The 26,108-nt window shown below is 55.8% G+C and carries 22 protein-coding genes and 1 pseudogene; 15 read left to right on the plus strand and 8 right to left on the minus strand.

The annotated features are described in order from the left end of the window. The first annotated feature begins 57 nt into the window (after positions 1-57). Positions 58-2,430, plus strand: coding sequence for a pyrroloquinoline quinone-dependent dehydrogenase (locus tag M1E04_RS12595; RefSeq protein ID WP_456293114.1), 2,373 nt, complete (start codon positions 58-60; stop codon positions 2,428-2,430). 79 nt (positions 2,431-2,509) lie between these two features. On the opposite strand, the gene M1E04_RS12600 is transcribed toward M1E04_RS12595, so the two are convergent. Together M1E04_RS12600 and M1E04_RS12605 are read right to left on the minus strand one after the other, a co-directional pair. Beyond that, positions 2,510-2,905: a PA0061/PA0062 family lipoprotein gene (locus tag M1E04_RS12600; protein ID WP_456293115.1), complete on the minus strand. Its 396-nt coding sequence runs from the start codon at positions 2,903-2,905 to the stop codon at positions 2,510-2,512. Between the two features lie 187 nt (positions 2,906-3,092). After that, positions 3,093-3,617, minus strand: coding sequence for a cyclophilin-like fold protein (locus M1E04_RS12605; RefSeq protein ID WP_456293116.1), 525 nt, complete (start codon positions 3,615-3,617; stop codon positions 3,093-3,095). An 874-nt stretch (positions 3,618-4,491) separates the two neighbouring features. Between M1E04_RS12605 and M1E04_RS12610 the strand changes: the two genes are divergently transcribed. The 9 genes from M1E04_RS12610 to M1E04_RS12650 all read left to right on the plus strand — a co-directional run bounded on the left by M1E04_RS12610 (position 4,492) and on the right by M1E04_RS12650 (position 12,882). Beyond that, positions 4,492-5,403: a methyl-accepting chemotaxis protein gene (locus M1E04_RS12610; protein WP_432213760.1), complete on the plus strand. Its 912-nt coding sequence runs from the start codon at positions 4,492-4,494 to the stop codon at positions 5,401-5,403. 9 nt (positions 5,404-5,412) lie between these two features. Further along, a complete protein-coding gene (locus tag M1E04_RS12615; protein ID WP_065990830.1) occupies positions 5,413-5,781 on the plus strand; it encodes a response regulator in 369 nt (122 codons plus the stop codon). A gap of 23 nt (positions 5,782-5,804) precedes the next feature. Then, a complete protein-coding gene (locus M1E04_RS12620) occupies positions 5,805-6,092 on the plus strand; it encodes an STAS domain-containing protein (protein WP_065990831.1) in 288 nt (95 codons plus the stop codon). Between the two features lie 66 nt (positions 6,093-6,158). Next, a complete protein-coding gene (locus M1E04_RS12625) occupies positions 6,159-8,213 on the plus strand; it encodes a chemotaxis protein CheA (RefSeq protein WP_456293117.1) in 2,055 nt (684 codons plus the stop codon). Positions 8,214-8,242: 29 nt separating this feature from the next. Further along, positions 8,243-9,901 carry a methyl-accepting chemotaxis protein gene (locus tag M1E04_RS12630; RefSeq protein WP_456293118.1) on the plus strand — a complete coding sequence of 553 codons (1,659 nt, stop codon included), beginning with the start codon at positions 8,243-8,245 and terminating at the stop codon, positions 9,899-9,901. Positions 9,902-9,937: 36 nt separating this feature from the next. Then, positions 9,938-10,477 carry a chemotaxis protein CheW gene (locus M1E04_RS12635; RefSeq protein WP_065990844.1) on the plus strand — a complete coding sequence of 180 codons (540 nt, stop codon included), beginning with the start codon at positions 9,938-9,940 and terminating at the stop codon, positions 10,475-10,477. Positions 10,478-10,488: 11 nt separating this feature from the next. Continuing rightward, entirely contained in the window at positions 10,489-11,298 is an 810-nt protein-coding gene (locus tag M1E04_RS12640) for a CheR family methyltransferase (RefSeq protein WP_456293119.1), read from the plus strand. Next, entirely contained in the window at positions 11,295-11,828 is a 534-nt protein-coding gene (gene cheD, locus M1E04_RS12645; RefSeq protein ID WP_456293120.1) for a chemoreceptor glutamine deamidase CheD, read from the plus strand. Before M1E04_RS12640 ends, cheD begins: the two co-directional genes overlap by 4 nt. Further along, positions 11,791-12,882 (plus strand): protein-glutamate methylesterase/protein-glutamine glutaminase, encoded by a 1,092-nt coding sequence (locus M1E04_RS12650; protein ID WP_456293121.1) that lies wholly within the window; start codon positions 11,791-11,793, stop codon positions 12,880-12,882. Before cheD ends, M1E04_RS12650 begins: the two co-directional genes overlap by 38 nt. 41 nt (positions 12,883-12,923) lie before the next feature. Here M1E04_RS12650 and M1E04_RS12655 read toward each other — a convergent pair whose 3' ends face one another. Continuing rightward, positions 12,924-14,228 (minus strand): tyrosine-type recombinase/integrase, encoded by a 1,305-nt coding sequence (locus M1E04_RS12655; protein WP_369317885.1) that lies wholly within the window; start codon positions 14,226-14,228, stop codon positions 12,924-12,926. A gap of 1,568 nt (positions 14,229-15,796) precedes the next feature. Between M1E04_RS12655 and M1E04_RS12660 the strand changes: the two genes are divergently transcribed. Genes M1E04_RS12660 through M1E04_RS12675 form a run of 4 tightly spaced genes read left to right on the plus strand, consistent with a single transcriptional unit; the run spans position 15,797 to position 20,749 of the window. Beyond that, a complete protein-coding gene (locus M1E04_RS12660; RefSeq protein ID WP_456293122.1) occupies positions 15,797-16,435 on the plus strand; it encodes a tyrosine-type recombinase/integrase in 639 nt (212 codons plus the stop codon). Beyond that, on the plus strand, positions 16,435-17,946 hold the full coding sequence (locus tag M1E04_RS12665) for a tyrosine-type recombinase/integrase (protein ID WP_456293123.1): 1,512 nt from the start codon (positions 16,435-16,437) through the stop codon (positions 17,944-17,946). Before M1E04_RS12660 ends, M1E04_RS12665 begins: the two co-directional genes overlap by 1 nt. Next, on the plus strand, positions 17,943-20,288 hold the full coding sequence (locus M1E04_RS12670) for a hypothetical protein (RefSeq protein WP_456293124.1): 2,346 nt from the start codon (positions 17,943-17,945) through the stop codon (positions 20,286-20,288). Before M1E04_RS12665 ends, M1E04_RS12670 begins: the two co-directional genes overlap by 4 nt. Further along, entirely contained in the window at positions 20,285-20,749 is a 465-nt protein-coding gene (locus M1E04_RS12675; protein ID WP_456293125.1) for a hypothetical protein, read from the plus strand. Before M1E04_RS12670 ends, M1E04_RS12675 begins: the two co-directional genes overlap by 4 nt. 242 nt (positions 20,750-20,991) lie before the next feature. On the opposite strand, the gene M1E04_RS12680 is transcribed toward M1E04_RS12675, so the two are convergent. Next, positions 20,992-21,261, minus strand: coding sequence for a helix-turn-helix domain-containing protein (locus M1E04_RS12680; RefSeq protein WP_456293126.1), 270 nt, complete (start codon positions 21,259-21,261; stop codon positions 20,992-20,994). An 84-nt stretch (positions 21,262-21,345) separates the two neighbouring features. Here M1E04_RS12680 and M1E04_RS12685 point away from each other — a divergent pair, with 84 nt between their 5' ends. Then, positions 21,346-21,780 carry a hypothetical protein gene (locus tag M1E04_RS12685; protein WP_456293127.1) on the plus strand — a complete coding sequence of 145 codons (435 nt, stop codon included), beginning with the start codon at positions 21,346-21,348 and terminating at the stop codon, positions 21,778-21,780. Positions 21,781-22,113: 333 nt separating this feature from the next. Here M1E04_RS12685 and M1E04_RS12690 read toward each other — a convergent pair. The 4 genes and pseudogenes from M1E04_RS12690 to M1E04_RS12705 all read right to left on the minus strand — a co-directional run. After that, positions 22,114-22,668 (minus strand): annotated as a pseudogene (locus M1E04_RS12690) (AAA family ATPase); the annotation flags it as partial. Positions 22,669-22,911: 243 nt separating this feature from the next. Then, on the minus strand, positions 22,912-23,124 hold the full coding sequence (locus tag M1E04_RS12695) for a KTSC domain-containing protein (protein WP_456293128.1): 213 nt from the start codon (positions 23,122-23,124) through the stop codon (positions 22,912-22,914). An 8-nt stretch (positions 23,125-23,132) separates the two neighbouring features. Then, a complete protein-coding gene (locus tag M1E04_RS12700) occupies positions 23,133-24,905 on the minus strand; it encodes an ATP-binding protein (RefSeq protein WP_456293129.1) in 1,773 nt (590 codons plus the stop codon). Beyond that, positions 24,902-26,086, minus strand: a complete 1,185-nt coding sequence (locus tag M1E04_RS12705; RefSeq protein WP_456293130.1) for an SIR2 family protein — start codon at positions 26,084-26,086, stop codon at positions 24,902-24,904. The genes M1E04_RS12700 and M1E04_RS12705 overlap by 4 nt, the downstream gene beginning before the upstream one ends. Between the last annotated feature and the right edge of the window lie 22 nt (positions 26,087-26,108).

The following is a 26,108-nucleotide window of genomic DNA, read 5'->3' on the forward strand; positions in this document are numbered from 1 at the left end:
CGAAGCCCAGCCCTGACCGCAGCACAACACACCTTCACAGACAGGCACATCATGCGCATGGAAAACAGAACAGCCCGGCTCTTCAGACAGGGCGTTGGCGGGGTATTGGCCATTTTGGGTGTCGCCATCACTCTAGGAGGTGCGGTATTGCTCAGTGACGGCGGATCTGCCTGGTACGGGGTGGCAGGCATCGTCTGGGTTATCTGCGCCATCGGCGTGTTCCGGCGCGACCCTCGCGTTATCCCGCTTTACGGAATGATGTTAGCCGCGACGGTGGCATGGAGTGTCTGGGAGGTCGGGTTCGAGGGCTGGCAGTTACTGCCACGGCTCGGACTGCCTGTGCTGCTGGCCGTTCTGCTGGTGGCCAGCACCGTGGGGCTTCGAGCTCCGCGCCGATCGGCATGGCTCGGCTCGCTGGCGGTGTTGACGTTGAGCGTTGCGGTGGGCGCGGTGCTGCATGGCCAGTCGGGCGAGGGCTCTGATCCGCTGCTGCGTGCAGGCGTATCGAACAGTTATCCCCCGGCAAACGGCATGACTGAGGCGGCCGCTCGACAGGATTGGCCCGCTTTCGGCAATGATCAGGGCGGCACACGTTTCAGCCCGCTGACGCAGATCACGCCCGACAACGTCCAGCAATTGCAAGTCGCCTGGGAAGCTGAGACAGGGCCTATGGGGCCGGGACCGGAGGGTGGCCTTGAAGTCGTGCCGATCATGGTCGGCGACACGCTTTATGCCTGTAACGATCAGAATCGCGTCACCGCCCTCGACGCGGAAACCGGCAAAGAGCGCTGGCATCAGGACATTTCAGGCGGCACGGCGGCATCCGGCAAACCCTGCCGAGGCGTCGCCTTCTACCAGGTGCCCAATGCCGAGGGGCCCTGCGCCCAACGGATCATCGCGCCCAATCAGATGCCCGGGCTGGTGGCCCTTGATGCCCGCACAGGCGAGTTCTGCGAGCAATTCGGCGACAAGGGCTTCGTCGACCTGCGAGAGGGCATCAAGGCCTATCCGCACGGTCTGTATTACGTCAGCTCGGCGCCGCAGATCATTCGCGGCAAGGTGGTCGTCGGCGGCGGTATTCCGGACGGTCAGTACTGGGGCGGCCCGTCCGGGGTCATCCGCGCCTTCGACGCCGCGACCGGCCAACTGGCCTGGGCCTATGACTCCGAGCAGCCTGATCGTGCCGGTGCTCCGCCCAGTGGCGAGGTTTACTCACCTTCCTCACCCAACAGCTGGGCACCCATCAGCGCCGATGAAACCCTCGGCCTGGTCTATCTGCCCATGGGCAATGCAACCCCTGACAACTTCGGCGGTTTGCGCCGGCCGGGGGACGACGAGGTCTCCAGCTCGGTCATTGCGCTGGACGCTGAAACCGGTCGGTTGCGCTGGCATTTCCAGACCACCCATCACGACATCTGGGATTACGACGTGCCGGCTCAGCCGACGCTGGTGGATCTGCCCGTCGACGGCGCCATCCGCCATGCGCTGATTCAGGCGACCAAGCGCGGCGAGGTCTTCGTCCTGGATCGGGAGACGGGCAAACCGATTGCGCCCGTTCAAGAGCAGGCAGTGCCTCAGGGCGGAATCGCGGAGGGCGAGCGGCTGTCGGCGACTCAGCCTGCGTCGATCGGCTTGCCCGCGTTTCGCCAGCCGACGCTGCAGGAACGTGACATGTGGGGCATCACCCCATTGGACCAGATGCTGTGCCGCATTCAGTTTCGCCAGTCACGCTACGAGGGGCACCTGACGCCGATTACCTTTGGCAAGCCCGTGCTGATCGCGCCGGGTTCGGCCGGAGGGATCAATTGGGGCGGTGTGTCGGTGGACCTCGACCATGGCGTGATGGTCGTCAACTGGCTGCGGATGGTGGACCGCGTCGAACTGGTCAGCCGGGAGGAGGCGGTTGAACGCAAGTTCAGGCTGTCGGACGGTCAGAGCCCGGGGGGTGATGCGCAGCGGCCCATGCTCAACACGCCTTATGGCGCTTACGGCACAACCTTCTTATCGGTGCTTGGCACTCCCTGCAACGCGCCGCCATGGGGCCTGATTTCGGCGGTGGATCTGGCCAGCGGTAAACTGCTCTGGTCCAGACCGCTGGGGACGGCAAGAGACACCGGCCCGCTGGGGATCCCGTCGATGTTGCCCGTGACGGTGGGGACGCCAATGACCGGCGGCTCGGTCAGCACCCGCAGTGGTCTGATCTTCATTGCGGCGACCGCCGAGCGCACGATTCGGGCACTGGACGTGCACAGCGGTGAAGAACTCTGGTCGGCGCGTTTGCCAGGGGGCGGCAATGCCAGTCCCGTGACTTATATCGGTCCCCACAGCGGCAGGCAGTTCGTGGTCATTGCGGCAGGGGGCAAGAAAGCGCTCAAAACGCGCTTGAACAACAAGATCGTGGCGTTCGCGTTGCCGGCGCCCAAACCCTGAAACGCCAGCGTGGCATCCACACATTTGCTGGATGCCACGCTCGTTTCAGTTCCCAATGCCTGCAGGGCCAATGGGCTCATTAAAGGCAAGGCACCTTGCCGGCTTGAGCCACCGCAACGCCTCGACTGTCCACCAGCGACACCTTGACCTCTGCGTCCGCTCGGCTCTGTACCAGCGTATAGCGTTCATCGGCTGCAAACCCGTCGTAATCAAGTGTCGCCGTGCAACGACGATGACTGTTCTGATACCCGATCATCACAATCCCCAGTTCCATCGAATGCCTGCCCGGCGAAACAATGAAGTGATTCAAACTGTTGGCCTGATTTCCGTCGAGACGTCTCGCGATCATGTCGTCTCCTGCGTGGGCCTCTATATTGATGACGGACTCTCCAGGTTCAGGGCGTGTTGTTCCAGTGGCACAGCCGGCTATGACCGCGACAGACACTAAGGTTGTCGCAAAAGTACGTAATTTCATGGGATGCCCGTTCATTAATTGGTTAATGTCTTTAAATATTTAACGCGCACCACGCTTCGCCCGCGGCGCTCGACATGACGACAGGCGCCGTCACTCAAGAATCGCAACGTGAGTGCTTTCGTTATAAAAATGATGTCCACCAACGGGCCGTCAAAAAGCGCAGCCCTTTGAGAAAAAACGTCTGACGTTATTGTTTTGAAAAAGCGATGCGTACTGCATCGCTGCCAAAGACGCGGGCCAGTTCGGCGGCATTGTCGATGCGGCCCAAACGAGTGTAGGAATAGGGCGATGAGAAAGTAGAGTAGAACGCGACCAGCGTGCGTGGTCCGTACAGCATCAGATCGCCGCTGTGGATCGTGCCGGGGCGAATCGTACTTGTTGGCAGCGATGTCGGCAGTTCGGCGTGCTTCTCGTTATTGTTCAGGTCAGGCATGTCGATGGAGAGTGGGAGCAGGGCGGCAAATGCCCGCGCCGCTGGTGTATCCGCCAGGGTGATCGCGAAGCGCGTGTCGCGAACCGTCATCCAGATACGGGATTCTGGAAGCTGCGCGGTGGCTGACGTGGCCGCGGGGGCAGGGCCCACGGGGGTCGCAGGCGAGGCATTGCTTTCGCTCAAGGCTGTCAGGCCCAACAGAAGTCCGAAGGCCCGCGTCAGTCCCCTTACGCCCCCGACATGAGCTTGGGTGAATAGGGCGAATCGTTTGTCGCGCATCCTGTGGGCACCTTATGCAGTGGGGTGATTCGGAAAATGTTAATCAGCCGTGATGGAGTAAGTGGTCAGCGATCTCATTGCTTTCGCGTCCAATCCCCATCGGATACCTGCTGTCACAACACTCTACGTCGGGGTATTGGCCTGAACCATACGGCTCTCCAGAATGCTTTTATGAACAAACTTCACCAATGCCGGAAAGTTGCAGGGCAGAGCGCGCCAGTTGCCCGGGGAAGCGCGTTTCAATCTCCAGACACTTATATAAGTCTTAATCAGGATGTTGACGACGGTTGATCTTTGCCGAGCCCTCATCCCATCATTCTGCCAATGCGATAGCAGGGGGTTCGGACACTTTGCGCATCGTGCCGCAACAAAAAGGTTTACGATTTGGCACGTTTGAATGACTCTCAATCGGGTCATCGTGGCCGGCGGTTACAGGCAGCGCAGGCATCTTCAGCGTCACGCGACAGTCATAAACCAGACGGAAGGCAGAGGGGGTGACTCAAGTTGTGACGCACTGGGCAGATAACCGTGATGTCAGTTACATACGCAAGTTTGTTCAAGGATCGAACCCATGACCCAGCGTCAATCCATTCGCATTGCCCTTTCCGCTCAGCCGCGTTTTCTCTGGTTCGCTTTCATTCCGGTCGTGCCCGCCGTTGCATGGGTACTCAGTCAGTCAACCTCTCTCCCTAACCTGATCGCGTGCGCGGCGCTGGTCCTCGTCGGCTTCGGCGCGGGGGCCTGGAGTGCTGCTTCCCGGCGTGACGTGGTGCTGCGCGCCACTGCCCGGGCTCAAGCGGATCAGTCAGCGGCAGACGCCGCGAGCCACAGCATTAACTCGCGGGTACAACTCGATGAGGTGCTGCTGGGCGCCATGCCGATTTGGGCCCGGCAGGTGGAGAGCTCACGGCATCAGACCGAAGAAGCGATTGTGAATCTGACCAATCGATTCATCGGGATTGCCGCACGATTGCAGGAAACAGTTCAGGCGTCCCAGCGCGCTGCCGGCGAACTCGACGGGCAAACCGCAGACGGGGCGCTTGAAGTGCTGTCCCTCAGCGAAAGCGATTTGAGCCAGGTGATCAACTCGCTCAAGGCCGCTCAAACCAGCCGCGACCAAACCCTGGCCCAGGTGCGCGGCCTCACTGCGTATACCGGCGAACTGCGCACCATGGCCGCCGACGTAGCGGCCATTGCCGCGCAGACCAACCTGCTGGCGCTGAACGCGGCCATTGAAGCGGCCCGTGCCGGTGAAGCCGGTCGCGGCTTTGCCGTGGTGGCCGACGCGGTGCGCAGCCTGTCGAGCAAATCCAGTGAAACCGGCCAGCAGATGTCGGCCAAGGTCGACATCATCAATAACGGCATCACCCAATTGGTGCACGCCGCCTCCAGCAGCGCCGATCAGGACAGCCAATCGGTGGCCGCGTCAGAAAACAGCATTCAAGTCGTGCTCGAACGCTTCCATAACATCACCGGCCGCCTGGCCGAATCCGCGGACCTGCTCAAGCAGGAAAGCCGCGGCATTGGTGATGAGATGACGGAGGTGCTGGTCGACCTGCAATTCCAGGACCGTGTGAGCCAGATCCTCAGCCACGTGCGGGACAACATGGAAGATTTGCATGGCCACCTGCGGCAGGCAAACGAGGCCCCGGACCAGGCAACGTCCATCGACGCCCGCCAGTGGCTGGCGCGAATGGACGCTACCTACGCCACCGACGAGCAGCGGCGCACCCATCGTGGCGAGACGCCTGTGCAGCAGAACTCTCAAGACATCACCTTCTTTTAGGAGCTCATCATGGCGAAGAATGTATTAGTGGTCGACGACTCCAGCAGCGTGCGGCAAGTGGTAGGCATTGCCTTGAAAAGCGCCGGTTATGACGTGATCGAGGCGTGTGACGGCAAGGATGCGCTGGGCAAGCTCACCGGGCAGAAAGTGCACCTGATCATCAGCGACGTGAACATGCCCAACATGGACGGCATCACCTTCGTCAAGGAGGTCAAGAAACTGGCCAGCTACAAGTTCACCCCGATCATCATGCTGACCACCGAGTCCCAGGAGTCGAAGAAGGCCGAGGGGCAGGCGGCGGGTGCCAAGGCGTGGGTGGTCAAGCCGTTCCAGCCCGCACAGATGCTGGCAGCGGTGTCGAAACTGATCCTGCCCTGAATCCTTGCGCGAGGGAGGCTGCGATGCCGATCACCATCGAAACACTCGACGACAGCACCTGCGTCAGCATTGACGGCGAGCTGACGATCTACACCGTCGCTGAGCTGGCGGGCGAGCTGTTGCCCCGGATGAGCGGCGCGCCACGCCTGATGCTGGACCTCTCGCAGGTCACCGAAATGGATGGCGCGGGGCTGCAGTTGCTCGCGGTCATCCAGCGTGAAGCCGACAGCGCTGGCACAGCGTTGAGCGTCACCGGCCAGAGCGTGGCGGTCACGCAGGCCCTTGAGCTGTGTCGCAAAGCCGCTTCATAGCCAGTCCAGCGACGCGTGCCCCAATCGCGTTCATTGCACGTTCATTGATAGACAAGGAAGGTCCAGGTGAGCATCAATCTCGACCAGGCATTGCAGACATTCATCGTCGAAGCCCACGAACTGTTGCAGGTCATGGAGCAATCCCTCCTGCAACTGGAAACCGAGCCCGCCGACCAGGATGCCATCGGCGCGATTTTTCGTGCCGCCCACACCATCAAGGGGTCCGCCGGCCTGTTCGGCCTGAACCCGGTCGTCAGCTTCACGCACATTGTCGAGGACGTACTCGACCGACTGCGCGACGGCAGTGTGGCAGTCGACTCCCGGCTGATCGCGGTGCTGCTCAAGTGCGGCGACCATATGCTGGAGCTGATCAACGTCGTCGCCAGTCGTGGCGAGACGCTCCAGCCGGCAGCCCTGGAGCGTGAAGCGGCGTTGCGCGAGGCGTTGAGCACCTATCAGGCGTCGCACCATACCCCCGACACCGGCGCGCAACACACAGAAGCCGGCGCTGCTGACCGTGCAGGCGCGCCGGCCGAGGTGCTCTGGCATATCTCCCTGCGCTTCGGTGTGCACGTATTTCGCAATGGCATGGACCCGCTCTCGTTCCTGCGCTACCTGGAAACCCTGGGTCAGATAGCCCAGGTCACGACCCTCACTGACAGCATTCCGGCACTGGACAGCTGGGACCCGGAAAGCTGCTACCTGGGTTTCGAGATCGATTTGCGCTCGACGGCCAGCCACGCCACCCTCAATGAAGTCTTCGACTTCGTGCGGGACGACTGTGACGTGCGCATCGATGCCATCGACGAAGCGCCCCACAGCGCTGTGGCCATCGGCAGCGAGCTGGTTGCTCAGGCCGAGCAGGGCCCACTGACCGCTTCGGTGCAGCGTCTGCCGGCGGCCAGTGAGCCGAAAACCCGGGACGGCAACTACGTGCGCGTCAACGCGGACAAGCTGGACGAACTGATCAACCTGGTCGGCGAACTGGTGATAGCGAGCGCCGGCGCCAGCTTGTTGGCCCGTTCCTGCAACAACGACCCGCTGCAGGAAGCGACGTCGACGGTGTCGGGACTGGTGGAGGAGATCCTCGACGGCGCACTGCACCTGCGCATGATTCCCATCGGCGACACGTTTAACCGCTTCCGCCGCGTGGTGCGGGACATCAGCCAGGAGCTGGGCAAGGACATCGAGCTGACCATTAGCGGTGCAGAAACCGAACTGGACAAGACCGTCGTCGAGAAAATCGGCGACCCGTTGATGCACCTGCTGCGCAACGCCATGGACCACGGCATCGAAAGCGCCGATGCGCGGCGCGCTGCAGGCAAGGCGGGGAAGGGTCATCTGAGCCTCAACGCCTACCACGACTCGGGCAGCATCGTCATCGAAATCGCCGACGACGGCAACGGACTCAACCGCGAACGGATCCTGGAGAAGGCTCAAGAGCGCGGCCTGGTGGCGAGCGGTGCGGTGCTCTCCGATCAGGAGATCTACAACCTGATCTTCGAACCGGGTTTCTCTACCGCTGAGGCGGTGACCAACCTGTCGGGCCGTGGCGTCGGCATGGACGTGGTCAAGCGCAACATCACGCTGCTGCGCGGCACCGTTGATCTGGACAGTCGTCCGGGCCAGGGCACCGTGGTGCGCATTCGTTTGCCGCTGACCCTGGCGATCATCAACGGGTTTCTGGTCGGCATCGATGCCTCCACCTACGTGATTCCGCTGGACATGGTTCAGGAATGCATCGAACTGGACGAACACCAGCGACAGTCAAGCCGTGACAAGGGCTACCTGGACCTGCGTGGCGAGGTGTTGCCGCTGGTGGACCTGCGCGAGCATTTCAGCCACGAAGGCAGCGCCGGCCGACGCCAGAATGTGGTGGTGGTGCGCTATGCCGAGCACAAGGCCGGGCTGGTCGTCGACGACCTGCTGGGTGAGTTCCAGACCGTGATCAAACCGTTGGGCAAGTTGTTTGGCGCACTGCGCGGCATCAGCGGCTCCACCATATTGGGCAGTGGCGCGGTGGCCCTGATCCTCGACGTACCGGCATTGCTCAATCAAATCGTACAACTGGAAGCCCGCACGACCCAGGCGCCTTATTCGCCAACCGTCGTCGCCCGCTGACGTATTTGCAACACCCTGGAGGTTCCACGATGAAATGGTTCTACGATCTTAAAATTTCCACCAAGCTGATCAGCTCATTCCTGGTGGTTCTGGCCCTCACTGCGGCGATGGGCGTCTTCGCCATCCACCAGCTAGGAGCCGTGAACCAGGCTGCTCAGGACATCCGTGGCAACTGGATGCCCTCCATGCGCGCAGCGGCCGGCATGCGTTTTTTTGCCGCCAACTATCGCTTGAAAGAAAACCGCCACATCAGCACCGATGTCGCTGAAGAGAAGGCCCAGGCCGAGCGGGAAGCCACCGAGGCCCGCCAGCAGTTCGAAACCCGCATGGGCACCTATGAGAACTTGCTGTCGAACGACGAAGATCGTCAGCTTCTGGCAGCGGCGAAAAGCGCATGGGCTTCCTACCTGACCAGCAGCAATCAGGTGCTCGATCTCTCCCGGCAGAACCAAGAGGACCAGGCCCGCAGCCTGCTCAGGGGTGAGTCGAAGGTGCGTTTCGAAGACTTGACCAACCGCTTGCAGAAAATGGTCGAGCTCAACGACGCTGGCGCAACGGCGGCCGGTGACAAAGGATCGGCGCTGTACGAAAGCGCCCGCCTGGCGATCATCGCGGCGCTGGTCGCTGCCCTGTTGATCGGCCTGGGCCTGGCCGTGTTCATCGCGCGGATCATTTCGCGTCCGCTGAGACAAGCCGCCAGCGCCGCCGAGCAATTGGCCGAAGGCAACCTGAGTGCACCTATCGCACCGGGCACGAAAGATGAAACCGGCATGGTGCTCAACGCCATGCGCAACATGGTCGGCAAGCTGGGACACATCATCGGCGAGGTGCGCAACGCCGCTGACAACCTGGCCAGCGCCTCCGAGCAGGTCAGCGCCACCGCGCAATCGATGAGCCAGGCCACCAGTGAACAGGCCGCCAGCGTCGAGGAAACCAGTGCCTCGATCGAGCAGATGAGCGCCAGCATCAACCAGAACACCGAGAACGCCAAAGTCACCGATGGCATGGCCAGCAAAGCCGCCAAGGAAGCCACCGAGGGCGGCGACTCGGTCCAGCAAACCGTCGTGGCGATGAAGAAAATCGCCCAGCGCATCAGCATCATTGATGACATCGCTTACCAGACCAACCTGCTGGCCCTCAACGCCGCCATCGAGGCCGCTCGGGCCGGTGAGCATGGCAAGGGGTTCGCGGTGGTCGCAGCCGAAGTGCGCAAACTGGCCGAACGCAGCCAGGTCGCCGCCCAGGAAATCGGCGAGTTGTCTTCCAGCAGCGTGGACATGGCGGAGAAGGCCGGCAAGTTGCTCGGCGAAATGGTGCCGTCCATCAACAAGACCAGCGATCTGGTGCAGGAAATCAGCGCGGCGTCCGAAGAGCAGGCCGCCGGTGTCGCGCAGATCAACACGGCGATGACCCAGCTCAACCAGGTGACCCAGCAGAATGCGTCGAGCAGCGAGGAGCTGGCCGCCACCGCCGAAGAAATGAGCAGCCAGGCCGAACAGCTGCAACAGGCCATGAGCTTCTTCGTGCTGGATTCAACCCCGCGGCCCGTCACTCAAGGCAGCAGCGCGGACAACGCCGGCAGCAAGCCAGGCCATCAGCCGCCACGGGTGAAACCGCAGCCGCCGCGCAAAGCGTTCGCGTACAGCATAGCCAGTGCCCCGGACGAATCGGAATTCACCCGCTTCTGATCACAAGCATCGATGCGGGACTACAGGGAGAACGACATGGGCGCAGTGACGACCACTCGGCAGACCGCAGTTGCGGTGGATGAGGACGCGCAATACCTGACCTTCATGCTCGGCGGCGAGATGTTTGCCATCGGCATTCTGGGGATCAAGGAAATTATCGAATACGGCAGCCTGACCGTGGTGCCCATGATGCCCGCGTTTGTGCGCGGGGTGATCAATCTGCGCGGCGCGGTGGTGCCGGTGGTCGACCTCTCGGCGCGTTTTGGGCGGGCCAACTCGGCGATCACCCGGCGCTCCTGCGTCATCATCATTGAGGCGAGCACCGAGGAGGGGCAGGCGCAGGACATCGGTTTGCTGGTCGACACCGTGTCTGCGGTGCAAGAGATTCCGTCCTCACAGATCGAGCCGCCGCCCAGCTTCGGCGCGCGGATTCGGTCCGATTTCATCAGCGGCATGGCCAAGGTCGATGGCAAGTTCGTGATCGTGCTGGACGTGGACAACGTGCTGTCCATCGACGAGATGTCCAGCCTTGCCGAAGCCGGTCAGGCGCCGGCCCTTGATCTCGACCCGCGTTGAGGCCCGAACCTATGCCAGACAACGCGACCATCGATGATCGTGAGTTCGGTCAGTTCCAGAGCTGGCTGTACCGCGCGGCCGGCATCAACCTGTCACCCGCCAAGAAAGCACTCGTGGCAGGGCGCCTGTTCAAGCGCCTCAAGCATTACGAGCTGCAGAGCTATGGCGAGTACTTCAAGCTGATCATGAAGGACGAGCGCAAGGGCGAGCTGCAGGTCGCCCTGGATTTGCTGACCACCAACGAGACCTATTTCTTTCGCGAGCCCAAGCACTTCGACTTCCTGCGCCAGCAGGTGCTGCCCAAGGCTGCGCCGGGCAAGGTGTTTCGGGTATGGAGCGCGGCCAGTTCCTCGGGCGAAGAACCCTATAGCCTGGCGATGACCCTCGCCGAGGGCCTTGGAACCACGCCCTGGGAAGTCGTTGGCTCGGACATCAGTACCCAAGTGCTGGCCAAAGCGCGCAGCGGCCATTACGCCATGGGTCGCGCCGAGACGTTGCCCCAGCCGCTGCTGGTCAAATACTGCCTGAAGGGCATCGGGCGCCAGGAGGGCACCTTTCTGATCGACAAGGCGTTGCGCAACCGCGTCAACTTTGTCCAGGTCAACCTCAACGAATCGCTGCCCGCCCTGGGTGAGTTCGAGGTGATCTTCCTGCGCAACGTGATGATTTATTTCGACCAGCCGACCAAGACCCAGGTCGTCGCACGCATGCTGCCGCTCCTTAAGCCAGGCGGCTACTTGATCATCAGTCACTCGGAAAGCCTCAACGGTGTAAACGACACCTTGAAGCTGGTGGCGCCGTCGATTTATCGCAAGCCATGAAAATGCCCGTCGGCGCGGCCGAAGTGGTGTTGGCCCCGGGACAGGTCAGTTTCGCGACGCGTCCGACGCGCTTGCGCACACTGCTCGGTTCCTGCGTGGCGATCACGTTCTGGCACCCGCAGCGGCTGATCGGCGGCATGTGCCACTTCATGCTGCCAGGACGCCTGCGTCACGATCAGCCGCTGGACGGCCGATATGGCGATGAGGCAATGGAATTGCTGCTTCGACACGTCCTTATCAACGGCACTCAGGTGCAGGATTACCAGGTCAAGCTGTTCGGCGGCGGCAGGATGTTTCCCGACCACCCGCGCGACCTGCGCACGGAGGACGTGGCCAGCCTGAATATTCGCGCGGCGCTGGTCCTGGCCGAGCGCTACCACCTGCACTTGACGGCTCAGGACATGGGCAGCACCGGTCACCGCACGATCATGTTCGACGTGTGGAACGGCAACGTCTGGGTTCGGCACCAACCAATGGGAACACTTCAACACGATGCCTACCAAAAAAATCAGCGTACTGCTGGTCGATGACTCGGCCGTGGTGCGCCAGGTGCTGATGGCCATTCTCAGCGACACACCCGATATCCACGTCATGGGCGCGGCGTCTGACCCGATTTTCGCCATGGACAAGCTCGCCCGGGAATGGCCCGACGTGATCGTGCTGGACGTGGAAATGCCACGGATGGACGGGATCACCTTTCTCAAGAAAATCATGAGCGAGCGGCCGACGCCGGTCGTCATCTGTTCCTCACTGACCCAGAAAGGCGCCGAAACCTCCTTGCAGGCCCTGTCGGCAGGCGCTGTGGAAATCATCACCAAACCCACGACCGGATTGAAGAATTTTCTGCTCGAATCGGCGGCCGAGCTGGTGGCCGCGATACGCGCTGCCGCCAACTCCAATGTCAGAAACCTGGGAAAGCGCAGTGCCAGCCCGGTTCCGCTTGCTCCGGCGGGCAAGCTCACTGCCGACGCCATCCTCCCGGCCGCCACTGGCCACGCCACTGGCCACGCCATGGCACAGACCACTGAACGCATCGTCGCGATCGGCACTTCCACGGGCGGAACCCAGGCGCTGGAAGCAGTGCTCAAGGCATTGCCAAGGGTGTGCCCGGGCATTGTGATCGTGCAGCACATGCCCGAGAAGTTCACCGCCTCCTTTGCCGAGCGCCTCAACAGCATCTGTGCGATCGAGGTACGCGAGGCGCGCAACAACGACCGCATCCTGCCCGGACTGGCCCTGATCGCCCCCGGTGGCAAGCACCTGATGGTCACCCGCAGTGGTGCTTACTATCACGCCCAGGTGATCGACGGACCCCAGGTCAACCGGCATCGGCCGTCTGTGGATGTGCTGTTTCGGTCGGTGGCCAAGTTCGCCGGCAAGAACGCCACCGGGATTATCATGACCGGCATGGGCGACGACGGCGCGCGCGGCCTCAAGGAGATGCTCGACGCCGGCGCCGCCACCGTGGCCCAGGATGAGGCGAGCTGCGTGGTCTTCGGCATGCCCAAAGAGGCCATCAAGCTCAACGCCGCCCAGCGGATCATGCCGCTGGAGCATATTCATCAGGCGATCCTGAACGGTTAGCCTGACCGCTGACCTTCAGAATCTGTCCAGGGAATACCCGATCACGAACGCTCTTTCATGGGCAGACGCTTGACCGAGTAAGCCCGTTTTTCATCCTCGGAGTTGTAGTAGACGTTCTGTGTCGTGCTGAGGCTGTTGTGACGCAGATCGACCTGCAGATCCTTCATGTCGCGGTGCGGCGCATCGAAGGTCGCCGAGGTGTGCCGCAGCCAGTGCAAGGACGCCGCGCGCAGGCGACCGACGTCTTCGTCCGGCCAGTGCTCGGCCTGCATACGCTGCAGCGCGCGATCAAACACCTCCTGCAGCAACACGCGGATATGCCGGTCCGACAAACCGGCGCGACCGCGTTGGGTGGCAATCAGCGGCGTGCTTTCACGGAAGCCGGGCAGGGGGGACAGACCTTGGTGCAGTCGCCAGCGCTTGAGGTAGTTCTCGACGTAGTCGTCCCGCACGCTGATCTTGCCGGCTTTATTGCCTTTGCCCACCACGTGGTACCACCAGTTGCCGGCGCTGTCCTTGCGCAGATCGCCCATGGTCGGTTTCCAGTTGTCACGGCCCACCAGATCGGACACCCGCAGGTACATGGCGAAAATCGTCGCCACGATAAACAGCGTGCGCTCGAACCTGGCGTCCTCCGCGGCCATGAGCTCAGCGGTCTCCAGCACGAAATCCCACTGCAGCGAGGTCAGGATGCGCGTGTCCTGGTTGTCGGTGTTGCGCTCCTTGTATTTGCTCTTTTGCTTCACCGCGCGAAACGGATTCTGTTCGCAGAAACCCTCATCAATCGCGTGCTGAAAAAAGCTGCCACACACCGCGAAGATCTGCGCGATAGAGCCTTGGGCCAGCCGGTAAGTGTCCTGAAGGGCGGGCCGGTTTTCTTCCTCGGCGCGCTTGCGTTCTTCCTTGGCGACGGTCTGGCTGAATGGCCGCCAATCGGGGTTGAGCACGTAGGTGTCCGTCGCGGTTTTCTTGCGCGCACCCAGGCGAGTGAAGCGGGATTTCACCACCGGACCGACCCAGGCGGGGTCAGGCGCCAGGCAGAACTCCATGAAGCTTTCGGCCTGGGTGCGGCGCATGGCGAGGAGGGGCGTTCTGGATTTGAGCATCGTCCAGAGCAGCAGTCGTTCGACGTGAGTGCGGTAGGAATTGAACGTGGACTCGTTGCCGGCGTAGGACTTGAGGAAGCTGCGCACGGCGCGGTAGCCTTCGATGGCCTGGGTTTCTGCGGGGAACTGCTCGAGATAATCCCGGATCGCCGGAAGCTCTTCCTTTAAGGAGCTGAAATTAAGCTCGCCGAACTTCGCGTAGGTTTCGAACAGCGGATGAGGTGACGAGGGCGCGGGCATTTGAATTCGCTGACTGGGAATGCGGAAGATGGCGGCATAATCCAGCAGGATGGGTGCAGATGCAATATCCGGGTCTGACAGTTATCGGATATTGCATTTGTGGGTTGGGGTGTGTTAGCGGGGTTGCCTTGAGCGACTTGGCTTATTGGGGCTGATTTACGCCTTCTTAGCGCAATCTGGTGGTGTATTCGTATGGTGGTCGGTGGTTTTGCGCTTTTTGGGTGAGTTTTGGGCTCCAAGAGTGGTGATTTCGCGGGCTGATCAGGCGCTACTGCGGGCGCATTGCTGCTCTGAAGGCCTTGTTTTATGGGCTTTCGAGGCGGGTCAGGCGTTTGCGGACCTTTACGATCCCCGTTGTTGAGCTGGCCGATACGCAGTTTGGCTGACTGTCCACAAGGCTTGCACGGGTATCGGATCGGCACGGGTTAATCTGGGGGTCGAGTTCGAAGCTTGGCATTAAGCAGTCGCTGTTCACACTGCGGGTGGTCAGGCAGATGTCGGTGGACTGCGTCGTCATAGGTTTTGCGACGTCTTGGGCGCTGCGCCTGTGGTGCTTGATCGGCGGCGCTTGTTGCTGGTGCCGGCCAGATGCTGACGTGCGCTCGGTGTGAAGCCTGACGGCGATTGGGTTGCTTGATGTCTGTGTGATTGATCCGCTGAACGCTGCAGTGGGTTGGGCGCTGCGTTGGGGTTAAGCGGTGATCGCGATTGTTGAATCGTCGGGCTTACGTGAACGGCAAGCTATCAGCCGTGGGTGGCGAGCGGTAACTGATGATGCGTGGTTAACGTCGAGGGTGAGCACGGAGAATCGCCACGCTCGATTCTCTGACACCACGCCCAGCGGCGTAATGTCTTGTTACGCATAATGTATATTATGTTAAAGACAGGACGTTCCGTAAGCGTTGCATTTTCACCCAATGGCTAACCCTAGCAATGTTTCTGATGCTTGCTCCTTGCTTGGCTTTTTTTAGATCACTGACTACGATCAGTCGATGCCTTGTCTCAGACTACGATCACCTCATACACCCAAAGCGCTTGGGGGCTGGGTCCTAACAGATGCCTTAGGAATGCCGAGATATTGGCCCACCGTGTGGGCTGACGTTCTTCGCGCAGGACTTGAGGACAGCACGCGTTGCCGCCATCTTTACGCGATAGATCGCTTGTACCTGCATTTCGAGCGTCAGTACGGATCTGATCTGCTTGATGCCCTACTGACTGATTGTCAATTTGACGAAATCGAGTCGGGTCTTACGGGGTTTCTCTCGTCCCTTAGGAATCAAGCCACCTTTGACGGCGTGGACAACTCCTCAACGTGGGCGTCCGCATTTAACTTCATGCTGGACGTAATCCGGCATGTCGGAGCGTGGACCGATGAGATACGTAATACTTTAGCGGTAAGAGTTCTCAGGCTTGAGCGACTCTACGCACAGTTAGCACCGTGCAAACCACGACCTCCCGCTCCAATAAGGGCGCTGCCGTCTATTGTGATCGATGATCTTTATCGGGTATTTAATCCTCTATCAAATGAAAACCCATTTCGCACAGAACAGTTACGGTGGCGTAATTACATGATTTTCTTGCTAGCAGCAACAATGGGCCTACGAAGGTCTGAAATAGCAATTTTGCCGTTGGATGCTATTAAGTCGGACTTCGACGCTGCTACAGGTAAGGAGCGCTACTGGCTTAATGTCGACGAGAGCCCTTATGAGCAAGAGGACTCTCGCTTTGATGCTCCTAGCCTTAAAAACTCCCAATCCAGGCGACAGTTACCTATTTCTCAGGACGTTTTGATTGCCAATGACAACTTGAGCATGGGTTATAGACGTACACGGACTCACAGCTACTTATTTGGATCTCAAAAGGGAAAACCCATTTCTTTGCGGTCCATCCAACGTATTTTTGAGGTTGCCTCAGAGCATCTGTCCGCGACAGCGAAAAAGGCTCTGGTGAATCGAGCAAGTCAATGCATTACAGTGCATGATCTTCGTCATACATGTGCTGTTTATCGGCTAACTAAGTTTATGGAGTCGGGGATTGATCTCGACACGGCAACAAATAAATTGCGCGTATTTTTTGGCTGGTCTGCGACATCAGCCATGCCAAGACACTACGCACGAGCCTATTTTGAATCGGAGTCTGCGGATGTTTGGACAGATAGCTACGATACATTTGTTAGTGCACTCCGTGAAATTGAGGGAGGTCGCTAATGGATAGCCGCAGCGAGGGCTACCCTCAGCAGTATCAGCTGTTGTTGGATGATTCGCTCCCTGTACTACCAAGCGTTGTCCGCTATTACGATGACTTTGAGGATAAATATAACACCATCAGTAATCTGAGCCAGGATGAGTGGAAGACAGAATTCGATGGTAAAAAACTCACTGTGAAATTTACAAAGATTCCTCAGAGTGTAAGGCTAGCATTCAAGCATATTGCAATCGATATGTTGGGGCGTCTGGATGTCAAATCAGCAATTATGTTTCTAGAAAACATTCTTCGCACCCCTGACCATGCAATAGTAGCTATCCACGAGCCACCACAAAAATTTCGTGATTATTGGATTTCCAGTGTGCCTGAATGGAAATACTTGAATGCTCTTGCGACAAGAACGGCCGTTCATTCGATGTGCAGATTAAATTTAGGCGGTTGGACGCTAGATTTGCGTGATTATGTAAGCCTGCTTCCTTCTCCTAAGATGGACTCATATAAAACCGTTCGCATGCAGGAGTGTTTTCTTCCGCTTGATCACCAATCTTTGATAATTGAGTATTTGGATGAAATAGCAGCTCGGAGGGATTCAAGCTTGAATTTAGAGGCTGCGCTAGTCCTTAGAGATGCATGTTTACTAATTTTAAGTCATCAGTTCGGTCTTCGGCCGGGGCAAATTGCCCGCATTCAAACTGCTGACGTACGATCGTATAATCTCAAAACACTCCACATTTCTGTACCTCTTGGAAAGCAACGGGGTACAGAAAAAAAACGTCTTATCACTCGCAGAATAAAAACCGACTGGGTGAAAATTTTTAACTCTTACATTGATGCAAGCTCATACCTATTTGTAAACAACGACTACCCCAATCATTTATTTTTTCGTATGCCTCCTATAGATGTCTCCTTAGCTATTGCGGGCCTGACAGAGAAGATAACTGGGCAACGTTGGAGTGCGACAGATCTGCGACACAGCGCCGCTCAACGACTTGTCGACTCCGGTGTATCCCACATTTCCTTGTCCGAATTTATGGGGCATGCAACAACATTGACCGCCAACGTCTATTTTGATGCGTCCCCTACTCAGGCGCAGCGGGTCAACCAGGCGCTTGCCCTTTCTAACATCTACTCCAATGTAGCGGAGGTTGCGAGGACTAGGACGATAGACAAGACCGCCCTCCTCGGCCTTCCTCCAGATCAGCAGATTGGAGGAGTTCCACACGGCATACCTATTGCCGGTATTGGTGGCTGTTCCGCAGGACAATCTCTGTGTACTAAGAACCCAATTTTAAGTTGCTACACTTGCCGAAAATTTTTGCCGTTATCTGATCCCAAAATCCATGAATCCGTAGTTGAGAGCTTGCGACCAGTTGTTACTGCCTTTGCTACTGCCTCCCGCTATAACGACGAGAGCCCTGCTTACACTCAGTTACGTCGAATGTTTCAAGCAGCATTAAAAGTAGCGGAGGAAGTTCGCCTAATGCAGATTGATGATGAGGCTAAGCCAGCATGAATGATTTTTATCTTAGATTCATCGAGAACGGTAAATCATTGGCAGAATTGCGGGGGCTGCTTTGGTACCTGCCAGTCGATGATGTGGGAAAGGTATCAAAGGCAGCACGCTGGGACCTAGCTACGCTTTGCGGCCTTGTAACACCACCTTACTTCTGGCACTCATCGCTTGGTTACGACGTCAATGCCCTGGACATTCTCAATGTCCTGCGCGAACAACAGAATCTGCCGGGCCTTGCTGCTCAGCCCCTACCAGAACACTGGCGTGACTTATATCAAGCTACCTTGTTGAATGAGCTGCTTGTAAAGCGTAACAAGCCAGGACATGCGCTGCTGAATGTCGGGCGCCCTCTTCGGATCATCGCCACATGCGCTGATTCAGAAGCACCATGGGACTTAACCCCGGCTACGATACAGCGCGCATATAACGTCGCCCTAGATATCGGCTCCTCGGGAAAAATAGCCGCTAATATTTCCATGGTCGTTCGAACCTTGATCGATGGTCTGCATATCGCTGATCGCTCGCCACTCTCCAAACACTGCTTCGCCTATCCAAATCAGTCCTTCTCAGAGGATAAAGTGGCAGAACTCAAGCGTGGCAATAATACGTACCGTCAAACGAACAACCTGAGGGCGCAGCTTTCCGATCGAAAAGGAGCAGCGAAACTACCAAGTGACAAAGCTTTCTGGGAGCTTGTTCGTATTGTCTTTACCGAACAACCCAAGACTTTTGTCGACGCTATTCGTTTCAACCAAATCAAAGTCGCCATAGCCTGCGGTTTTCGCGTTGGTGAGAACACATTACTTCCACTAGATTGGGCACGCTGGCATGAGTATTTGGCAACTGATGGCTCCCCGGCGGGAGCGAAGGGGGGGATTTCTCGTTCTCTGTCAGTTCGGAATTTTGCCGAAAAACAGGATGAGGATGTGGGCGCAGAGGGCATCGTACTTGTCGAAAATACTCAACACACTCCTTCTATCTTCGAAGATCTGATTTCTGAAGCCCTTGGAGAAGTAGAAAGACTTACAACGCCTCTACGCGAACGTCTACGGCTTCAGATCACCTCGGGACGGCTAATGCCAGAGCTAGCATCGGATGCTTTAGCGCCGGCGTGGGACATCTACAGTCGAGTGACGGGATCTCTTGAATTCACTTCTCTGCCAATGCCTGAGGATTTAGTCGAAAAATACCGCAAAACGTTTGACTCCAAATATTTAGATGAAATCCGCAAATGGCAAATTGACCGCGTTGACACTCATGGATTGTCCAATAATTGTTTGAAGTACTTCAACAAATGGCCTATCGCTCCTCGGCGCGCCGATGGCTCTCTTTTTGTCGGTACGGTTGACTGGAGTAAAGCTCATTTTAGAGTAAGCGAGGTGGAAGTTCTGATCCAGAATTCCATGGCCTCAAAACTGCCTGATATTAAAGCTTTTTTACTCCGCGACGGTGGGCGCCTGTATCCCACAGAACTAATGTTCCTTATGCCCATCCGAGCACATATCGAATTGCGAAATGGTGGACTACTTGATATCAATCGATATTTTGCGGTTGGTCGTGCATCTAACCAAGATCTTCAGTTTCATCTTGGCGGAGGCGCTAATAATATATTTTCTCGCTATGGTCAGACGGAAGCGGATCGCGCGCTAAGTCTGAATACACATTCACTCCGCCATCTTCAAAATGCTGAACTTTTTCGACTTGGCGTGGCTGACACAATCATCACCAAACGCTTCAATAGGCACAGTGTTGCCCAGAGCTATGTGTATGACCATCGTAGCTTAGCGGAGGACCTAGCCAATATTGATCTGCCATCCGGCGCAGAGGATATGGCTCCTAGAGCTCAAGAAACCCTGAAAATGATCATGGCCAAGAAAATTAGGGGGCCGATTATCGACGAGTTCCAGAAGATTCAGAAAGATCTTGGCGACGACGAAGCTTTTCGCTATTTATCTGCGGAGGCAGACGGCTTACACGCAACACCTTTTGGGTTCTGCGTGAACAGTTTTACGGTTGCCCCCTGCCCTAAACATCTAGAATGCTACGACTGTCGGCATCTGACTCGCTCGCCAATATCCGAGGAAAATCAGAATCTGCAACAGCTGAAGCAGAGAATGATCGATGTCGTTACCGTTATTGAGACAAGTCCGCCTCAAGCACGAAATGTTGGCTGGCAGAACCAGCTAAAACATGCACAGTCGCGTCTTGAAAGCCTAGAAAAAATACTTGTTACTGCTCCCGGCGAGCGGCCATTTCCAGATGGTGAAGATCTATACAACCCCGTTGAGAGCAAACGAGGGTCAACCATCTTGGATGAACCCAAGATTTGGAGTCCCACATGAAAGACCAGAGGCTGGACGCAATCCTCCAAAGAATGCTCAACGACAACATTGACATCAGTGCGCGCTCTGTAATTCGGGAAACGGACTGCCCCTTCAAGCACGCTAGCGATGTGACTCGTCAACCCGAACGTAAAGCGTTACTGGACCGGTACAAAACGCGTCAGCGCGAATTGCGTAACTTAATGGAAAAGACAGACAAACAATCCCGTACCCACCTACAAGCAAAGGTGGCACGTCTAACGCAAGAAAATGATGTGCTGAAAGGCGAGCGGGATCTACTTGTAGCATCCCACAAAGCAATGCTTCTAGCTGTTGGTGAGATGGGCGGTATGACTGCATGGCGCAAATTTTTCCCTGTATGGGAAGAAACCCGGGAGCAACTCAGACAATTGCAAGCGTTACCCAATGCTGAATTGTTTTCCACTCCCAGCCACGGTAAACCAGAAAAACTGGCTGTCTAATGTCAGGGGAACACGATTCAATCACCCCCATACTCAGCTGAAACGCGTTTGGTGTGGTTGAAACTTCCCCGCCTTAAATGGGTTCCGTCAGGGTTAGCTACCCTGCCCTTCCTTTAGACATACTGTTGCCGCTGATCGAAAACATCGAGGGCTGAAGCGTCAAGGAGGCTCGGAATGCACTTGGTCTAATCGTTCCTCCAGGCTAAATGTTTTGGCTTCGAAGGCTGTCAAATATTCCGATTTCACTCCAGCTCCGCGCGGACTTGGCTAAATAGCTCATTCAGCTCTGAGGCAGAGTCTTTTTGAAGGTAGCAGGCTATTACGAGTGTCACCGGATGTACTCCTATTGTTGAGGCTAGCTCATCAATTTTCTCGAGTGTGACCCCCTTCAGCCCTCTCTCTAGAGAGCTAAGGAAGGTGCGGCTGCTGACAATTGAGAAGTCCTCTTGAGTAAGTCCCTTGCTGACGCGAAGGCTTCTCAGTGCAATACCAAAAGCTTTCTTCAGTTCCATTTTTTCATCGCTCGCAAATGGAACGATGAAGCCTTTTCGAACACTATAGGGCTACAATCTATAGTGTTCATTTGGAGGATTTTTATGTTCAGAACCTATCGACACACCGCAATCCCGCTCAACACAAGACTGGAGCCCGGCCTTCAGTTATGGCCCTACGTGGAACAGATTCTCCACCTCCCTTGGTTTTATGTGACGGTGGTGCGGAGCCAGGGTGATTCGATTTCTAAGGAAATGCTGATGATTTCTGATGTTCCCACCCTGGAAAGCCTCCACCTGAGTTTGAGCTCGGGACTGGTAGAAGAAATTTTGCTGGTGTCACCGGCCACCATGAACGGTCAGAGCAGGTGGTTAATGGAGCCATTGCTGGAAATTAACTACGTTGAGAGTTCCGAGTTTCGCCGTCGTCACTACATCTACGTAGTTGCAGATGGAAAGAGTTATACAAACGACTGTGATCCAGGCCTTGAGGCAGAGCAGCAGAATAAAAATAGACGAGTGATCTCATTCGTTAGTTGACGATGTCCTCGTCTGTCTTGGGCCGTAATCTTGTAGCGGCGGTTGCCAGGACCCGGGCGATAGACGAGACCGCCCTCCTCGGCCTTCCTCCAGATCAGCAGATCGGAGGAGTTCCACACGGCCACTACTAGTTGCGTAATTGCATGGACTTGACTACCAATTTGCATTGCCACTGACCAGTCAATTGCATCAGATCTGACCAATCGTTTGCGTTCGACTAGACCAGCACACGCCGTAGTGACGACCGGCAGAGAACGAACCAATGCGACCAGTCGCACGACGAGGCTTCTGACCGAAAACGGATCTCAGCCGCGCGCTAGCTGTCGAGGAATTCAAGCGACGAGCTTCAGCAGATTTGCCTACGTCGAGCAGCGTTTCCTGGTAGGGAACATCTCCGGCTGCATTGCGAATCGCTTGCCGCCACTGTGAAGCCACCCGCTGATCAGCCACTTGCTCAGTGACTCCAAATTGCTCGCCAAGCTTTTTCAGATCCATCATTTTCAGATTCAGCAGGCTTGCGAGTGCTTTGTCTGCGGGGTGCTGACAGCGAATGGCCGTACCGTCATGTTTGCCGGTGCTGGCCTTGAAGGTTTTGACAACTTCAAAGGCGCCTTCCCCGTTTAGCAGGAACTCCTGCGACAATGAGGTCTGAGCATTCTCATCAAGCACCAGGGCTTCCGGAAGGTCGTCGAACTCGCAGGCAATCTCGAATTTGTCATGCCTCTCCGTCAGACTAAAACAGTTCATATCGCTCTTGTCAGGCTTGATATCTGCGCTATCGAAGAAGATGGCCAGAGCCTCAAGGATAGTCGATTTCCCATAGTCGTTTCGGCCCACGATGCCGGTCATTGCGGAATCGATCGGAATGATGGTGGTGGTGCGATATCCGGCGCGTCACCCTATGGATACGACTTGGACCACCCAGGTTGTTCATCCACGATGTCGTTTGCTGAGCATGGATTATTTTGACTAGGCTAGAAATTTGGTGCGCATTCTTGCTAAGCCAAATCCTAAAGATCAGAGATCTAGAGCCGTGATTCACCCAGGAGGTTGCATTGCGATGCGAACCTCCTCTGAACAAAGCGTGATTCATGAAAATCAAGCCAAAAAACCATGCATCATGTAACAGCCCTATCCAACACGGGAGAAACTATACACATTTTTTACCCGCTGCGCTAAATAACCTCCCACGGAAGATGCGGTTATCAACTCCTGGTAGACATGTTCAGGCACATCGTAATATTCGTATACCGCCCCATCCAAGAACTCCACTTCGAGAATTTGTGATGACTCGTTATGTCCAACAGAGGCGATATTTGAAGAGCTAACAGATACACGTTCCATGATTTCTCCTATTGGGCATTATCTTGGTTTCTCCATGCCCGAACAAGCTTGGAGTAATCTTCGTCACCGCGTGCAGCGTTCCACTTTTCGCCGATTTTAGGGTCTCCGCTATTAGGATATTTATCATCTGGTAAAACATTGAATCTGCACCGGGTAGGGAGTTGTGCTGCTTCTCCCACAATAATAGCCTCCCCAGTTCTAAGGATGGGTAGTGAGTCAACAATCCCGGCTAAGCCATCTGACATAGCTGCTTTTACTATCCCACGATCCGTCGAGTTGTTTATACGCAGCGATATAATTGTTCCGCACTGAGATAAAATAGTTTCATCTATCTCGGATGGACGCTGACTAACAATCATTGCGCCGACCCCAAACTTGCGACCTTCTTTAGCAATCCGCTGTACCATTTCTTTTGCGTGCCCACTCTCTGATTTCCCAAGATAACGGTGGGCTTCTTCAAGGACGATAAGAAGGGGTCGCTCACGCATCCCCTCAGTGACATTTTTCCCCCAAATAGCTGACTCAAAAATAATATCGAGAACTGCCCCCAAAAGAAGCGTCAACCGTGCCGAGGGCATACCGGACAAGTCAAATATCGTTATAGGCTTATCATGCCCAAGCCAATCCTCCAGAAGCCCATCTAGATCTTTCTTGATCTTGCCCTCTTTGTCTGGATTCCAATCGCCTGGCTCTAGCAAGAACGAGTATTGCGTATCAAGCAGCCTTGATTTCATCAAATCAAGCTGCCTCTTCATTGCCCCAGTTCCGCCCTTCTTCGGTAGTGATGTGCCAGCCCCTGGAGGGAGAAATTTAGGGGCGATCAAATCATCAAAAGCCCCCTCTCCGCCAGGAGAGTATGCTGGCGTAGTCATGGCGGCATCACTGTAATTAACACCGTCTTCATAACAAAGCTCATACCATATCTTCTTTAATCTATAAGGAAGCGGCGTATTACTTGTTATTTTATCAGCATCTATATTTGGTATATCATTCTCAATGATGCCAAACCTCTTTTCATCAACGGTTTTGTCCATGAAAAGTGTTCGCTGAGAATCGTTTGGATTATTGCAAAGAAAATCAATAAGCTTTTCTGGTGAGATACACCAGAACGGTATGTACAACTGATTTTCGCCCGAGGGCATGATTGAAAAGGTCTTGGCGACATCGCTAAGTGCTGGACCATATTCACCATGAATATCTATCAGCAAAACCCTCGCAGATGGTAAGGGTGACTCATCAGGCTTGATCACCATCGATCGAAGGATGCTTGCCGTGCTGGTTGACTTCCCAGATCCAGTAGACCCCAAAATTGCAGAATGGCGAGCGACAAGCTTATCCAGATCCAAGCTTATTTCAATTCCTTCCGAACTAGATAGGCGGCCAACTTGGAAGTGACTATTCAAGTTCTTTCTGAAAATTAATTTCAGGTCGCTCTCGACGACAAAATGGACATGATCGCCGATGCTTGGGTACTCGCTTATGCCGCGATCAAAATTTCCGCCGATGGATTCTCCCACTAGCTCCACTTTGATCCATTTTCTCTCCGAAGACATTTTGGAATCGGTGTCGACAGTTGAGGTTTCGCTAGATTCGGAAATAACTCCGTATAGGTGGTTATATCCCAAAGGAATTTTCACGAAGCTTCCGACTTGCCCGATTCGATAATTGCGTCCTTCCAAAACGACAATTCCAGACTCCACTGAGGCAGCGAGTTCAACGGCCACCGAAGAGCTTGAGACGGTGCTTACAAGGCCCAGAAACGTTGGTTGGATAATTGTCATATTATCTCCTCTTGCACTTCCTGTGGTACAGGAGGAACTGCGTCTTGAGATATATCGCTACCTGCAGTTGCCAGAAAACGAGCTAGCCGTAGGAAATCTCCAAGCAAAAATTTATTGTCTTTATAGTATTCTGCTCGAATCTCATGCCAATTTTTGGTTGGAGGGGTACCGATTTTCCACTTTGCTTCTACTCCATTAATCACAGCGCCATCGCTACAAAAAACACTTATTCCCGGGCATTTTAGCGCCAACTCCTTGGCGGCCCTTTCATCTGCCAGGCAGTTGAACTGAAAGGCAAATAATGCGGCGGTGGGGTTCGCCATTAGGCACTCAAGCAGCCGCGATGAAATGTGGGCATCAGCAAAAGAAAATCCGGTGCTTAAAATTAATGTATCTGGTTCAAGGATGAAGTTCTTCAAACGATCAAAAAGAGAAGAAAATGGGGCTGCTTGCGTTTGATCGTACTTTATGTGCGATGGATAAACCATATTGGCGTTTTTAGAGTTTGGTACGCGTACAACCTCTCCATTAGCATTTGACTCCCAGCCAATGGAGCCATGAAGCTTCCAAAGCCTTACCCAACGCGGGGGAAGATCATTTTTTGAAATGCTTGAAGGATCAAAAAAAGCGCTCTTGGAACCGCTGAACCCATCAAAATAGGGTGTTCGAGCCCGCTCCAAGGCATTTTCAATTAAAAGATCATAATTTGTTGTAAAGATTTCAATCGCATACTTTCTATTAATGCCGTTAATCCACGATACAAGTTCAGAGTATGGGTTTGCGCCCAATGGTAAGTCCTGCGCAACCACTTCCCGAATCGAATTGCATATTGCTTCTGATAAACCGGAGAAATCATTTTCCGTAAAATCAAAGAGCTTACCATCGCCAATAACCTCTGCAAGCATTCTGACACGTGACAGCACCTTCTCTAGGTTTGAGTCCGGAAATGAGGATTTTATTTGATCGTAAACTCCCCGTTGACTTTCCGAAAGTTCATCTAACACAATCTTCTCAAGGCCGGCGATATTTGGTATCAACGGCTTCCAAGTGCCTGCCTTACCTATGTTGATGCTAACGGGTGCCCCTGCACCGAGCAGTATTCCTATTCTCTTTCTTCCATTTGTAGCAAGCTGGCGAAATCCAAACATGTGCTGGTCGGGGTTGTGCGAGGTATTTTCCATTTTTTTACCTAATATATTAATT

The organism is Pseudomonas sp. AK106 (assembly GCF_053903055.1).